We start from the raw sequence: 13,446 nt of genomic DNA on the forward strand, positions 1-13,446 counted from the left end.
TGTGGGAGGAGGCCTGGTCCTGCGGCCGGGCCCGCGGGTGGACGGGTCAGGCCCGGTCGCGAGCGCCGAGAGGGAGCGAGCGATAGCGGGCCCATGCCGCTCGCATCTGCTCGGCCGTGCCGTCGGGATGGTCCGCCGACCAACGGCGGGTGAACCGGTTCCACTCGAACTGAGCGCCGATCTCGGACGGGTCCCGGTCGCGACTGGCGTGCCAGTGGGCGACGGCGTCGCCGAGCGTGGTGGTGCCGTCGGCGGTGGCGAAGAACGCCCGCATCGGCGCGTCGAAGGCGAACCGTGGACCCAACCGGCTGGACAGCCAGGCGCGCACCTCCTGGCTGCACGGCTGGCCGGCCGGCACGATCGTGTCCTCGTCCAGGTCGGCCGACAGTCGCATGGACGCGCGAGGACGCACCGGCGGGCTGGGCGGGAGCGCCCGGCCGCCGAGGGCGGCGGCGACGCGCTCGGTCAGCAGAGTCTTGGAACCGCCGGGAGAGACGCTCAGCACACGCGCGAACGCCTGCAGCTCGTCCTTGAGCCAGTACCACCGCAGGAACTCGTCCTCGGAGAGGTCCGGTGCGAGTGCCGGCCGTTCGTCCGTGCCGTGGAGGCCCGGGAGCTCGGGACGGACGCCGTCATGGGTCCACATGGTCAGTCGCCGAACCCGTTCTGTCGCGCGATCCGCGCCAGCACCTCGACGGAGCGCCGGTTGCGCAGCGCCGCGGAGAACCGATGGGCGACGGTCTCGGCGCGGTCGGGGTCGGTGAAGTACGCGTAGAACCCGTCCGCCTCGGCGTCCACGGACTCGCCCTCGACCTCGACCGGCTCACCGTGCTGGACGAGGTGGGCCTGGAACAGTCCCTGCACGCCGTACCCGTTCAGGTAGTAGTCGCCCTCCACGTGCTCCTCGCCGTCCAGCAGCCGGTCCAGGTCGTCCAGGCTGAGCCGGCGCAGGTAGGGGGAGTCGGTCACGTCGGGGCCCCAGCCCTGCGCCTTGAGGTGCTTCGCTTCGGCAGGCAGGTCGGTCAGCCGGAGCGGGGCGAACGTCCTGGAGTCGTCACCGGAGTCGTCGAAGGTAGCCACGAGCCAACCGTCCCGCGGACGGGGCGTCGCGCACCTCCCGTGTTCGGGGGAGCGCGAACCGCTGCCGGGGTGGCCGAAGGCGTCAGGAAAGGTTAGGACGGAAGGAAGCATCCCCCTCGAGAGGAACGACCCGTGACCATCCAGCGCGACCTCATCATCAACGGCGAGCACGTCCCCGCGGCGTCCGGACGCACGACCGACGACGTCTCCCCCTGGGACCAGAGCGTCTACGCCCAGGTCGCGGCGGCCGGGCCCGAGGACGTCCGTCGCGCCGTCGACGCGGCCGAGGCGGCGTTCGAGGGCTGGGCGGCCACCGGCCCGTCCCAGCGGGCGCGCATCTTCGCCACGGCGGCCGACCTGCTCGAGGAGCGCACCCCCGAGGGCATCGAGCTGATGGCCCGCGAGGTCGGCGGCGTCGCGCCGTGGGCCGGGTTCAACGCGCACCTGGCCGCGGACATCCTGCGGTCCGCCGCGACCGCGGCCACGGCCGTCCAGGGACAGGTGCTCACCACCGACATGCCGGGCAAGCTGTCGCTCGGCGTGCGCCGTCCGTACGGCGTCTGCGCGGCCATCTCCCCGTGGAACGCGCCGTTCATCCTCGGCGTCCGGGCCCTGGCCGTGCCGCTGGCGGTCGGCAACACCGTCGTGCTCAAGCCGAGCGAGGATGCCCCTCTGGCCTGCGGCCTGTTCCTGGCGGACGTGCTGCTGGACGCCGGCCTGCCCGCCGGCGTGCTCAACGTGGTCACCAACGACCGGGACGACGCGGCCGAGGTCGTCGAGGCGCTCATCGCCGACGAGCGGGTGCGCAACGTCAACTTCACCGGCTCGACCAACGTCGGCCGCACCATCGGCACGCTCGCGGCCCAGCACCTCAAGCCGGCCGTGCTCGAGCTCGGCGGCAAGAACTCCGTCGTCGTCCTGGAGTCCGCCGACGTCGACTACGCGGTCGACGCCGCCACGTTCGGCGCGTTCATGAACGCCGGCCAGATCTGCATGTCGGCGGACCGGATCATCGTCGACCGGTCGATCGCCGAGGAGTTCACCGAGAAGCTCGTCGCCAAGGTGGCCTCGCTGCCGTCGGGCGACCCGACCGACCCGAGCACGGTCATCGGACCGCAGGTGAACGTCCGCGCGGCCGAGCGTCAGTTCGCGCTCGTCCAGGACGCCGTCGAGAAGGGCGCCACGGTGCACACCGGCGGCACGAAGCCCGACGGCGCGCTGCTCGAGGCGACCGTGCTCTCGGGCATCACGCGCGACATGCGCATGCACCGCGAGGAGATCTTCGGCGCCGCGACGACGGTCTACACGGTCGACGGCCCGGACGAGGCGGTCGCGCTCGCCAACGAGACCGAGTACGGGCTCACCGCCGGCGTCATCGCCGAGGACCTGCGCGCCGGCTGGTCGGTGGCCGAGCGGATCAAGACCGGCATCGTGCACGTCAACGACCAGTCGGTGAACGACGAGCCGTTCGCCCCCTTCGGCGGCGTGCAGAGCTCGGGCTACGGCAAGTTCGGCGGGGACGCGGGCATCGACTCGTTCACCGAGATGCGCTGGATGACCGTGCAGAAGGACGGCCACGCGGGTTACCCGTTCTGAGCCACGCCTCCGCTCGCTGAGCCTGTCGAAGCGTGCCTCCGGCGGGCTCGGGGAGCGGCCGCGGGCTCGGGCGCCCGTGGGGGACGGGACGCACGACGCGTCCGCACGCAGGGAAGAGCGTGACGTGAAGCACACCCGTTTCTGGGACGACATCGGCGGGCGCCGGCGGTTGAATCCTGGTGGTTCACCATTCAACTTCCTTTGCTTCCGACGAAAGGCCTCCCATGAGCATCGACCAGAGCGCCGGGTTCGACCTGGTGTCCGAGTCCGCCCTCGACTCCGACGCCCTCGACCTGCTGTTCCGAGAGGGACGCACGGCGAACACGTTCACCGACGAGCCCGTCTCCGAGGACACCGCCCGCGCGATCTACGAGCTCGCCAAGATGGGCCCGACGATGATGAACATCCAGCCGCTGCGCGTGACCTGGGTCCGCAGCGACGACGCCCGCGAGCGCCTGGTCAGCCACATGGCCGAGGGCAACGCCGCCAAGACCAAGTCCGCGCCGCTCGTCGCCGTGCTGAGCTTCGACACCGAGTGGCCCGACCACTTCGGCACCGTCTTCCCGATCGCCCCCCAGCTCGGGGAAGGCTTCGCCGGTGAGGACAACAAGCCCGTCCGCGAGACTCTGGGCAACGAGAACGCCTGGCTCCAGGCGGGGTACTTCATCCTCGCCGTCCGGGCGATGGGCCTCCACGCGGGCCCGATGAGCGGCTTCGACGCGGCCGGCGTCGACGCCGACCTGCACGTTGGCCTGAACCGCCAGTCGTTCATGGTCGTCAACATCGGCAAGCCCGGCCCGGACGCCTGGTTCCCGCGCCTGCCGCGCCTGGACGCCGAGGTCGCCACCACCACGCTGTGACGACGACGGCCGCGCGCGCGACGCCACCCCCCGAGACGGGCCATCGAGCGCACGGCCGTGCCGGACGAGCGTAGTTGGTTGCTGCTCGCAACGCGTCACCCGGTTCCGCTCTCCGGAACGCGACGGCCCCGCACCTTCCGGTGCGGGGCCGTCGTGCGTCCGGGGGACCGGTCAGCGGTCGATGTCGAGGTCGCGCGTCTCCTTGCCGAGCAGCAGCGCGACGAGCGTCAGCGTGGCCATCGACGACAGGTACACGCCGACCCAGAACGGGCTGCCGTCGCCGACGTTCCACAGCCACACCGCGATGAACGGCGCCACGGCCGCGCCGAGGATCGAGCTGACGTTGTACGAGACGCCCGAGCCGGTGTAGCGCACGGCGGTCGGGAAGAGCTCGGGCAGCAGCGCGCCCATCGGGCCGAAGGTCGAGCCCATGAGCGTGAAGCCGACGATGAGGAACGCCATGACGCCGACGTCGCCGGCGTCCAGCAGCGGCACCCAGAGCAGGCCGAACACGATGATGAGCAGCGTGACGACGATGAGCGTCCGACGGCGTCCCCACCGGTCGGCGAGCGGTCCGGAGACCAGCGTGAAGATCCCGAAGAAGACGACCCCGGCGATCATCATCAGCACGAACGTGTTGTACGAGTAGCCCAGGCCGGGGGTGTCGGCGTCGGTGGCGGCGCGGCCGTAGCTCAGCGAGAACGTCGTCATCAGGTAGAACAGCACGTACGTCGCGAGCATGTAGAAGGTGCCCAGCACGAGCTCGCGCCAGTAGCCGCGGAACGTCGCGGCGAGCGGCAGCTTCTGCACCTTGCCGGCCTCGACCGTGCGGGTGAACGCGGGGCTCTCGACCAGGCTCAGGCGCACCCACAGGCCGACGGCGACCATGACGGCGCTGAACAGGAACGGCAGGCGCCAGCCCCACTCCAGGAACGTGTCGGACGGACGGCTCGGGTCGTCGGAGGGCATCCAGACGGTGATCAGCAGGAACAGGCCGTTGGCGATGATGAAGCCCAGCGGCGCGCCGAGCTGCGGGAACGTGCCGTACCAGGCGCGCTTGCCCTCGGGCGCGTTCTCGGTCGCGACGAGTGCGGCGCCGCTCCACTCGCCGCCGAGCGCGAAGCCCTGCGCCAGGCGCATGACCACCAGCAGGAACGGCGCGAACCAGCCGACCGCGCCGTAGGTGGGCAGCACGCCGATGAGGAACGTGGCGATGCCCATCGTGAGCAGCGCGGCGACCAGCGTGGTCTTGCGGCCCGAGCGGTCACCGAGGTGGCCGAAGAAGATCGCGCCGAGCGGTCGGGCGACCATCGCCGCGCCGAAGACCGCGAACGAGGCCAGCAGGGCCGTCGTGTCGTTGCCCTCGGGGAAGAACAGGTGCGGGAAGACCAGGACGGCGGCGGTCGCGTAGACGTAGAAGTCGTAGAACTCGATCGTGGTGCCGACGAGGCTGGCCGCGACGACCTTGCGGCGTGAGTTGACCGGTGGCGCGGAGGCGGGCGCGACGGGCGCGGTGGACATGCGTTTCTCCCGAGAGGTGAGCGTGGTGGCACCGGGACGTTCCCCGGGCGCGGTCACGCTAGCAGCGGCGTTGCAGGCGTTTTCCGGCGGGGTGTCCGATGCGCGGACGCGGTGTCTCGCATCGTGGACGACCTGGCGGTCGGGCCGAGGTGCGTCCGCCCGCGCCGCGGGGTACCACTGAGCCATGACCGAGCAGCACGACCAGGCCCCCGTCCGCGAGCGTCCGGAGGGCGTCGACGACGCCACCGTCGAGGCCCTGGGCAAGGTGAGCGAGGCGCTCGAGGCGATCGAGATCGCGCGCGGCCACCTCTACACGTTCCACCGGCTCATGGGCACCGCCGACTTCACGCTCGGCGAAGGTGTCGACCTGCTCCGCGAGGCCGGCCACGACGACGTCGCCGACCGGCTCGAGTCCGAGGTCGTCGGCCGCAACGTGCTGGACGGGCGGTGGACGTTCCAGGTCGTCGAGGAGTTCGACGACGGCTACTACAGCGCGTTCAAGCAGGCCGAGCAGGACGCCCGCGAGCAGCTGGCCCAGGGCGTCCGCCACCTCCACGAGGCGGGCCTGAAGCAGCAGCGCCGCACCACCGGCCGCGCCGGCCACGAGCCCCGGCCGCCGCAGCGATGAGCGTCCCCTCCTCGCTCCACGAGCTGGCCGCGGCGCACGGCGTCGCGACCTGGTACCTGGGCGGCGACCGCGAGCGCGTCGACGTCGACCCGGACGTCGTGGTGCGTGTGCTGGCCGAGCTCGGCGTGGACGCGTCCAGCGCCGCCGCCGTCGAGGACGCGCTCGAGCGGGTGCGTGCGGAGCAGGAGTCCCGCTCGCTCCCGCCCACGCTCGTGGTGCAGGAGGGCGAGGAGCGCGACCTCGGCGTCGACGCCGTCGTCGAGCTCGAGGACGGGGGCACCATCGACGCGCCCGGACGACTGCCCGCCGACGTCCCGCTCGGCTACCACCGGCTGCGAGCCGGCGGGGAGTCGACGCACCTGCTCGTCGTGCCGGCGCGCCTGCCCGAGGTGCCGTTGACCTGGGGCTGGATGCTGCAGCTGTACTCGATGCACTCGCGCGAGTCGTGGGGGATGGGCGACTTCGCCGACCTGGCCGCGTTCGCGCGCCGGGCGGCGTCAGAGCAGGGAGCCGGCGTGCTGCTGGTGAACCCGGTGCAGGCCGTCGCCCCGGCCCACCCGGTCGAGCGCTCGCCGTACTCGCCGGCCAGCCGCCGGTTCGCCAACCCCCTGTACCTCCGCGTCACCGAGACCGCCGCCTACGCGGCCGCCGACGCGTCCACCCGTGAGCAGGTGCTGTCGCTGGCGCCCGACGCGGAGCCCGAGCTCATCGACTACGACGCGGTCTGGGACGCCAAGCTCGAGGCGCTCGAGCGGCTGTGGCGGTTCGCCGAGCGGGTCGAGCCCGACGAGTCCCTGCGTGACTTCGCCACCTACTGCACCCTGGCCGAGGAGCTCGGCGCCGACTGGCACGGCTGGCCCGAGGCGCTGCGCGACCCCGCCGGCGGGGCCGTGGCCGCCGAGCGCGAGGCTCGGTCCGACCGGGTCGCCTTCCACGTCTGGCTCCAGCACGAGTGCCGGGCCCAGCTCGACCGGGCCCGCGCCGAGGCGCAGGACGCCGGGATGAGCGTCGGCCTCGTCCACGACCTGCCGGTCGGGGTGAGCCCCGCCGGGGCCGACACCTGGGCGCAGCCGGAGCTGTTCGCGCAGGACGTCCGCGTGGGCTGCCCGCCGGACGCGTTCAACGAGCTCGGTCAGGACTGGGGCCTGCCGCCGTGGCGGCCCGACCGGCTGGCCGAGACCGGCTACGCGCCGTTCCGCGAGGTGGTGCGCAGCGTGCTGCGGCACGGCGACGGCATCCGGGTCGACCACGTCGCCGGCATGTGGCGGCTGTGGTGGATCCCCGAGGGCGAGCCGCCGCTGCGCGGCACCTACGTGCACTACGACAGCGACGCGATGCTCGGCGTGCTCCTGCTCGAGGCGACGCGCGCCGGTGCCGTCGTGGTCGGCGAGGACCTCGGCACGGTCGAGGACGCCGTCACCGAGACGATGCAGGAGCGCGGCATCCTCAGCTCGGCGGTGCTGTGGTTCGAGCGCGACTGGGAGGCCGAGGGCCAGCCGCACCGACGCCCGGCCGACTGGAAGCCCGAGACGATGGCCAGCATCACGACCCACGACCTGCCCACCGCGCCCGGCTGGCTCGAGGCCGAGCACGTCCGGCTGCGGGCCTCGCTCGACCTGCTCGACGGGCCGGCCGAGGAGGCGTACGCCGGGGCGGCCACCGACAAGGAGGCGCTGCTCGACCTGGTCCGCGCCGAGGGCCTGGACGAGGGAGACCTCGTGCTCGCACTGCACACGCTCATCGCGCGGGCGGCGTCGCGCCTGGTGCTCAGCGCCCCGGCCGACGCGGTCGGCGAGATGCGCCAGCCGAACCTGCCCGGCACCGTCGACGAGTACCCGAACTGGCGCGTCCCGCTGAAGGTCTCGGTCGAGGAGTTCTTCGACGACCCCAGGGTCGATCGACTGACCGCGCCGCTGCGCGAGGCCCGCCCCCTCCGCCGCTAGCCACCCCGCGTCCGCGTTGCCGAGCTCGGCGACCTCAGCGACGTCGGGCGCGGGGAGCGGCACGCACGGCGGTGGGCACGCGGCCGAGCGCGGTGGGATCGATGACCGCGTCCGCCGCCACCTCGGGCAGGCCCAGGACGTCGACGAGCTCACGGACGTCGACGGCCGTAGTGAGTGGGGAGGCCACCAGCTCGTCCCACCGGCGGGCGGCGCCGGGGACGAGGCCGAGAGCCTCGCCGATGTCAGCGCCGGTGGCGCGGCTCTCGGGGAGGACGGTCCGGACGAGACGGGCGACCTCGTCCGCCCCGGGACCCGGAGCAGGCGCGTACTCCCGCCAGGGACGGTCCCACGTGGCCTGCCCGGCCACCTCGCCGTCGCGCGCCAGCGCGACCTGCGTCGTCGCGCCGTTCCTGACGAGCACGATGCAGGTCGCCGCGGCGCCGATGCCTCGGACCATGACGTCGAGGGGGGCCTCGAAGGAGGCCAGGGCGCTCGCGCCGTCTGGTGCCAGCACGGTCCACCCCTCGACCTGGGCCCCGATCGTCGGCAGTCCCGACCGGTACGCGGCGGCGTGGGCCGTCAGCACCGGCTCGCCGGTCGCTCGACCCGACGGCAGGCGTGCGGCCGCAACGGCGCCCCAGCCGCCGTCCTCGGCGACGTCGAAGGTGACGGGGGAACCGAGCCGGCTCTCGACGAGGTCGGCGAGCGCGTCGAACGGCGTCATGGTGACTCCCGCCGGCGGCCCCGGGGTGCTCGTCGCCATGGTCTCCGTGATCCGGTCGCCGACGGTCCGGACGAGCACACGCGGTCGTCCTGCGTGCACGTCCGTCGCCAACCAGCCGGCGGTCCCCGCCGCGGCCAGGGCGTCCTCGACGCGCGCGAGCGGGTCGTCCCACTCGGGCGGCACGTCCACCGCCATGAGCACCTCGTCCAGGTCGTCCCGCGACCGCCCCTCGTCCACGCGGCGACCCTATCGACGGGGAGCCGGGCAGGGTCGCCGTGCGATGGACCACGGCCGTTCCTAGGCTGAGCCGCACCCGACGAAAGGACGTCCTCGTGGACATCGACGCCGTGCTCGTGTTCCTCCTGCTGATCGTGGTGGCGGTGGGCATCTGCCTGCCGTTCGGACGTCGCACCTCGCTGGCCCGCCTCGTGCTGGCCATGGCGGTCCTGTCCGCCGTCGCGACCCTGGCGTTCGTCGGCCTGGAGTCCTACTTCGCCGCCTGACCGGGCTTCCTCGCGGGCGGCCGGACGCCTGACCCACGCCCGGCCGCCGACGTCACACCGCTTCCGGTTGCCGGGTGGGGGTGGGTGGCGTCGAATGGTGACGCGGCCGAGCGGCCGCACCACACCCCGAGGGAGAACCCGTTGCGACCCTGGCCTGGACGCGCCTACCCGCTCGGCGCCACGTACGACGGCACCGGCACCAACTTCGCCCTGTTCTCGGAGGTCGCCGACTTCGTCGAGCTGTGCCTGTTCGACGAGTCCGGCACCGAGACGCGGGTCCGCCTGGACGAGGTCGACGGCTTCGTCCACCACGGCTACCTGCCCGGCGTCGGCCCGGGCCAGCGCTACGGCTACCGCGTGCACGGGCCGTGCGACCCCGAGCAGGGCCTGCGCTGCAACCCCAACAAGCTGCTGATGGACCCGTACGCGAAGGCGTTCTCCCACGGCATCGACTGGGACGACTCGCTGTTCGCGTACGACTTCGACGACCACACCCAGCCCAACAACCTCGACTCGGCCGGGCACGTGCCGTACTCGCTCGTCACGAACCCGTACTTCGACTGGGCCAACGACCGCCCGCCGCGCACGCCGTACCACGAGACGGTCGTCTACGAGACCCACCTCAAGGGCATGACGATGACCCACCCGGGCGTGCCGGAGAACCTGCGCGGCACGTACGGCGGCCTGGCCCACCCGTCGGTCATCTCCTACCTCAAGGAGCTCGGCGTCACCGCCGTCGAGCTGCTGCCGGTGCACCAGTTCGTCACCGACCACTACCTGGTCGAGAAGGGGCTCAAGAACTACTGGGGCTACAACACCCTGGGCTTCTTCGCCCCGCACGACGCGTACGCCGCGACCCCGGGCCAGCAGGTCCAGGAGTTCAAGGGCATGGTGCGGGCGATGCACGAGGCGGGCATCGAGGTCATCCTCGACGTCGTCTACAACCACACCGCCGAGGGCAACCACCTCGGCCCGACGTTGTCGATGCGCGGCATCGACAACCAGGCCTACTACCGCCTCGTCGACGACGACCCGCAGCACTACATGGACTACACCGGCACCGGCAACAGCCTCAACGTCGGCCACCCGCACACGCTGCAGCTGATCATGGACTCGCTGCGCTACTGGGTCACCGAGATGCACGTCGACGGCTTCCGGTTCGACCTCGCGTCGACGCTCGCCCGCGAGTTCTACGACGTCGACCGGCTGTCGGCGTTCTTCGAGCTCGTCCAGCAGGACCCGATCGTCAGCCAGGTGAAGCTCATCGCCGAGCCGTGGGACGTCGGCCCCGGCGGCTACCAGGTGGGCAACTTCCCGCCGCAGTGGACCGAGTGGAACGGCCAGTACCGCGACACCGTGCGCGACTTCTGGCGCGGCGAGCCGGCCACGCTCGGCGAGTTCGCGTCCCGCCTGACCGGGTCGTCCGACCTGTACCAGGACAACGGACGGCGCCCGTACGCCTCGATCAACTTCGTCACCGCCCACGACGGCTTCACCCTGGCCGACCTGGTCTCGTACAACGAGAAGCACAACGAGGCCAACGGCGAGGAGGGCCGCGACGGCGCCGACGACAACCGCTCGTGGAACTGCGGCGTCGAGGGCCCGACGGACGACCCCGAGGTGCTCGGGCTGCGCGCCCGCCAGAGACGCAACCTGCTGGCCACGATGATGCTCAGCCAGGGCGTCCCGATGCTGCTGCACGGTGACGAGATCGGACGCACACAGGGCGGCAACAACAACGTCTACTGCCAGGACAACGAGATCGCCTGGGTCGACTGGGCCGCGGCGCGCGAGAACGAGGACCTGCTGGAGTTCACGCAGGGGCTCACCAAGCTCCGTCGCCGGCACCCGGTGTTCCGCCGCCGCCGGTTCTTCCAGGGCAAGCCGATCCGCTCGGGCGACGAGCTGCGCGACATCGCGTGGTTCACGCCGGCGGGCGAGGAGATGAAGGCGCAGAACTGGGACGACGACTTCGGCAAGTCGATCGTGGTGTTCCTCAACGGCGACGCGATCGCCGACCTGGACGCCCGCGGCATCCGGGTCGTGGACGACTCGTTCCTCATGGCCTTCAACGCCCACTTCGAGGACATCGACCTGACCCTGCCGGACGGTCCGTACGGCGACGCCTGGTCGGTCGTGGTCGACACGTCCACCGGGCTCGTGCGGCACAAGCCGGGCGAGACGCTCGAGGCGGGCACGACGACGACGCTGCCGGCGCGCTCGCTGGTGGTGCTACAGCGCGTGGGCGGTCCGGCGTCGTGACCCCGACGTCGACCTACCGGCTGCAGCTGCACCCGGGCTTCACGCTGGACGACGCGCTGGAGGTCGTCCCGTACCTGCACGACCTCGGGGTCGGCGCGCTGTACCTGTCGCCGGTCATGGAGGCGACGCCCGGCTCCACGCACGGCTACGACGTCACCGACCCCACGCGGGTCCGGGCCGAGCTCGGCGGACCGGATGCCCTGCGCCGGCTCGCCGAGGCGGCGCGCGAGCGCGGCATGGGCGTGGTCGTGGACGTCGTCCCGAACCACATGAGCGTCGAGGTGCCCAGCGCGAACCCGTGGTTCTGGGACGTGCTCACGCACGGCCGCGAGTCGGCGTTCGCGCACTACTTCGACGTCGACCGGTCACGTCCGCGGCTGCTGCTGCCGGTGCTCGGCGACGACGCCGACGTGGCCGAGCTGCGCCTGGACGACGGGCAGCTGGCCTACTACGACCACCGCTTCCCCGTGGCGCCCGGCACCGAGGGCGGCAGCGCCCAGGACGTCCACGCCCGCCAGCACTACGAGCTGGTCGGCTGGCGCCGCGGCAACGCCGAGCTCGGGTACCGGCGGTTCTTCGACATCACGTCGCTGGCCGCGGTGCGGGTCGAGCTCGAGGACGTCTTCGACGCCGTCCACGGCGAGATCCTGCGCTGGGTCGACGAGGGCCTGGTCACCGGTCTGCGCATCGACCACCCCGACGGGCTGGCCGACCCGACGGCGTACGCCCAGCGGCTGCGCGAGCGCGCACCGGGCGCGTGGATCGTGGTGGAGAAGATCCTCCACCCCGGCGAGCAACTGCCGCCGTCCTGGCCGGTCGACGGCACCACCGGCTACGACGCGCTCAACGAGGTCGCGGGCGCGTTCTTCGACCCGGCCGGGCGCGACGCGCTCGCCGAGGCGGGGCAGCGGCTCGGCGTGCCGGCCGACTTCGGCGCGGTGCAGACCGACGCCCGTCGCATGGTCACCGACAAGATCCTCGTGGCCGAGGTGCGCCGCATCGCCGCGCTGGTCGACGGGGTCGATCCCGAGGCGGCCCGCCAGGCGGTCGCCGAGACCTTCGTGGCCCATCGCGTCTACCGCTCCTACCTGCCCGAGGGTGCCGACGACTGGGCCGCCGCGATCGGCACCGCCCGCGAGCGCCGCCCCGACCTCGCCGCGGCGCTGGACGCGCTCGACGCGCAGGTGACCGGCGACCCGCACGGCGAGCTGGCGACCCGCGTCCAGCAGACGTCCGGCATGGTCGTCGCGAAGGGCACCGAGGACACGACGTTCTACCGCGCGACGACGTTCGCCGCGGCCAACGAGGTCGGCGGCACCGGCGGCTGGTGGGCGCACGACCGCGAGGGGTGGGAGCACGCTGCCGCCCGCCGCGCCGAGCACGAGCCCGCGGCCATGACCGCGCTGACGACGCACGACACCAAGCGGTCCGAGGACACCCGGGCCCGGATGAACGCGCTGTCCCAGCTCGCCGGGCCGTGGCGCGACGCGGTCGTCGACTGGTCCGGACGCGCCGGCCTCGACGAGCCGTCGCTGGACGCCCTGGCCTGGCAGACCCTGGTCGCGGCCTGGCCGGTGTCCGACGAGCGGCTCGCCGACTACCTGCTCAAGGCCGCCCGCGAGGGCAAGGTGCGCACCACCTGGACCGAGACCGACGAGTCGTTCGAGGGGCAGGTGCGGGCCTGGCCCGCCCGCGTCCACCAGGACGAGCAGCTGGCCGGCGAGGTCGAGGCGTTCGTGGAGCAACTGCGGCCGCTCGGCTGGTCCGACGCGCTCGGCCAGAAGCTGGTGCAGCTCGCCGGGCCCGGGGTGCCGGACGTCTACCAGGGCACCGAGCGGTGGGACCTCTCGCTCGTCGACCCCGACAACCGGCGCCCGGTCGACTACGCCGCGCGGCGCGAGCTGCTCGAGCGGGTCGACGGCGGCTGGCAGCCCGAGGTCGACGACGAGGGCGCGGCGAAGCTGCTGCTCACCGCGCGCGTCCTGCGCCTGCGCCGCGACCGTCCGGACCTGTTCGAGGGGTTCGAGCACGTCCCGGCGATGGGTGCCGCGGCCGGCCACGCGCTGGCCTTCCGCCGGCACCCGGACCTCGTCGCCGTGGCCACCGTGCGCAGCGGCGCGCTGGCCGAGTCCGGGGGCTGGCAGGACGCCGCGCTCGAGCTCGGTGCCGGCACCTGGACGGACGTCCTGACCGGTCGCGAGCACGCGGGTCCGCGGGTCCCGCTGGCCGACCTGACCGCCGTGTACCCGGTGGCCCTGGTGACTCGCAAGTAACCGACCCGGCCCGAAAACCGCTGGAACGGCGGGCGTAACGTGGAGGGGAACCCGAC

At 72.8% G+C, this 13,446-nt stretch carries 11 protein-coding genes; 7 read left to right on the forward strand and 4 right to left on the reverse strand.

All coding sequences use genetic code 11. The features are described 5' to 3' along the window. Positions 1–46: 46 nt before the first annotated feature. On the reverse strand, positions 47–646 hold the full coding sequence (locus HGAM_RS18155) for a DUF6434 domain-containing protein (protein WP_019144700.1): 600 nt from the start codon (positions 644–646) through the stop codon (positions 47–49). 2 nt (positions 647–648) lie between these two features. Next, positions 649–1,080 carry a hypothetical protein gene (locus HGAM_RS06685; RefSeq protein ID WP_019144701.1) on the reverse strand — a complete coding sequence of 144 codons (432 nt, stop codon included), beginning with the start codon at positions 1,078–1,080 and terminating at the stop codon, positions 649–651. A 132-nt stretch (positions 1,081–1,212) separates the two neighbouring features. Between HGAM_RS06685 and HGAM_RS06690 the strand changes: the two genes are divergently transcribed. Both HGAM_RS06690 and HGAM_RS06695 read left to right on the forward strand, forming a co-directional pair. Continuing rightward, positions 1,213–2,676 carry an aldehyde dehydrogenase family protein gene (locus HGAM_RS06690; protein WP_019144702.1) on the forward strand — a complete coding sequence of 488 codons (1,464 nt, stop codon included), beginning with the start codon at positions 1,213–1,215 and terminating at the stop codon, positions 2,674–2,676. A gap of 224 nt (positions 2,677–2,900) precedes the next feature. Further along, the gene (locus HGAM_RS06695; RefSeq protein WP_019144703.1) at positions 2,901–3,536 is read left to right on the forward strand and encodes a malonic semialdehyde reductase; all 636 of its coding nucleotides are present in this window, start codon (positions 2,901–2,903) and stop codon (positions 3,534–3,536) included. Positions 3,537–3,707: 171 nt separating this feature from the next. On the opposite strand, the gene HGAM_RS06700 is transcribed toward HGAM_RS06695, so the two are convergent. Next, the gene (locus HGAM_RS06700; protein WP_019144704.1) at positions 3,708–5,057 is read right to left on the reverse strand and encodes an MFS transporter; all 1,350 of its coding nucleotides are present in this window, start codon (positions 5,055–5,057) and stop codon (positions 3,708–3,710) included. Between the two features lie 184 nt (positions 5,058–5,241). Between HGAM_RS06700 and HGAM_RS06705 the strand changes: the two genes are divergently transcribed. Together HGAM_RS06705 and malQ are read left to right on the forward strand one after the other, a co-directional pair. Beyond that, positions 5,242–5,685 (forward strand): hypothetical protein, encoded by a 444-nt coding sequence (locus tag HGAM_RS06705; RefSeq protein ID WP_019144705.1) that lies wholly within the window; start codon positions 5,242–5,244, stop codon positions 5,683–5,685. After that, entirely contained in the window at positions 5,682–7,628 is a 1,947-nt protein-coding gene (gene malQ / locus HGAM_RS06710; protein WP_019144706.1) for a 4-alpha-glucanotransferase, read from the forward strand. Before HGAM_RS06705 ends, malQ begins: the two co-directional genes overlap by 4 nt. Before the next feature lie 34 nt (positions 7,629–7,662). Here malQ and HGAM_RS06715 read toward each other — a convergent pair whose 3' ends face one another. Next, positions 7,663–8,589, reverse strand: coding sequence for a hypothetical protein (locus tag HGAM_RS06715; protein ID WP_019144707.1), 927 nt, complete (start codon positions 8,587–8,589; stop codon positions 7,663–7,665). Between the two features lie 95 nt (positions 8,590–8,684). Between HGAM_RS06715 and HGAM_RS20300 the strand changes: the two genes are divergently transcribed. From HGAM_RS20300 to treY, 3 genes are all read left to right on the forward strand, one after another. After that, positions 8,685–8,855, forward strand: a complete 171-nt coding sequence (locus tag HGAM_RS20300) for a hypothetical protein (RefSeq protein WP_019144708.1) — start codon at positions 8,685–8,687, stop codon at positions 8,853–8,855. Between the two features lie 141 nt (positions 8,856–8,996). Next, a complete protein-coding gene (glgX, locus tag HGAM_RS06725) occupies positions 8,997–11,117 on the forward strand; it encodes a glycogen debranching protein GlgX (RefSeq protein ID WP_019144709.1) in 2,121 nt (706 codons plus the stop codon). Continuing rightward, entirely contained in the window at positions 11,114–13,390 is a 2,277-nt protein-coding gene (treY, locus tag HGAM_RS06730) for a malto-oligosyltrehalose synthase (protein ID WP_019144710.1), read from the forward strand. The genes glgX and treY overlap by 4 nt, the downstream gene beginning before the upstream one ends. The last annotated feature ends 56 nt before the right edge of the window (positions 13,391–13,446 follow it).

It is taken from the genome of Aeromicrobium massiliense JC14 (assembly GCF_000312105.1).
Classification (GTDB): domain Bacteria; phylum Actinomycetota; class Actinomycetes; order Propionibacteriales; family Nocardioidaceae; genus Aeromicrobium; species Aeromicrobium massiliense.

What these genes read in the sequence shown, in the direction of transcription:
- HGAM_RS18155 (WP_019144700.1), bottom strand. Translation starts at nt 646, where the DNA reads ATGTGGACCCATGACGGCGTCCGTCCCGAGCTCCCGGGCCTCCACGGC.
- HGAM_RS06695 (WP_019144703.1), top strand. Translation starts at nt 2,901, where the DNA reads ATGAGCATCGACCAGAGCGCCGGGTTCGACCTGGTGTCCGAGTCCGCC.
- HGAM_RS06700 (WP_019144704.1), bottom strand. Translation starts at nt 5,057, where the DNA reads ATGTCCACCGCGCCCGTCGCGCCCGCCTCCGCGCCACCGGTCAACTCA.
- HGAM_RS06705 (WP_019144705.1), top strand. Translation starts at nt 5,242, where the DNA reads ATGACCGAGCAGCACGACCAGGCCCCCGTCCGCGAGCGTCCGGAGGGC.
- malQ (WP_019144706.1), top strand. Translation starts at nt 5,682, where the DNA reads ATGAGCGTCCCCTCCTCGCTCCACGAGCTGGCCGCGGCGCACGGCGTC.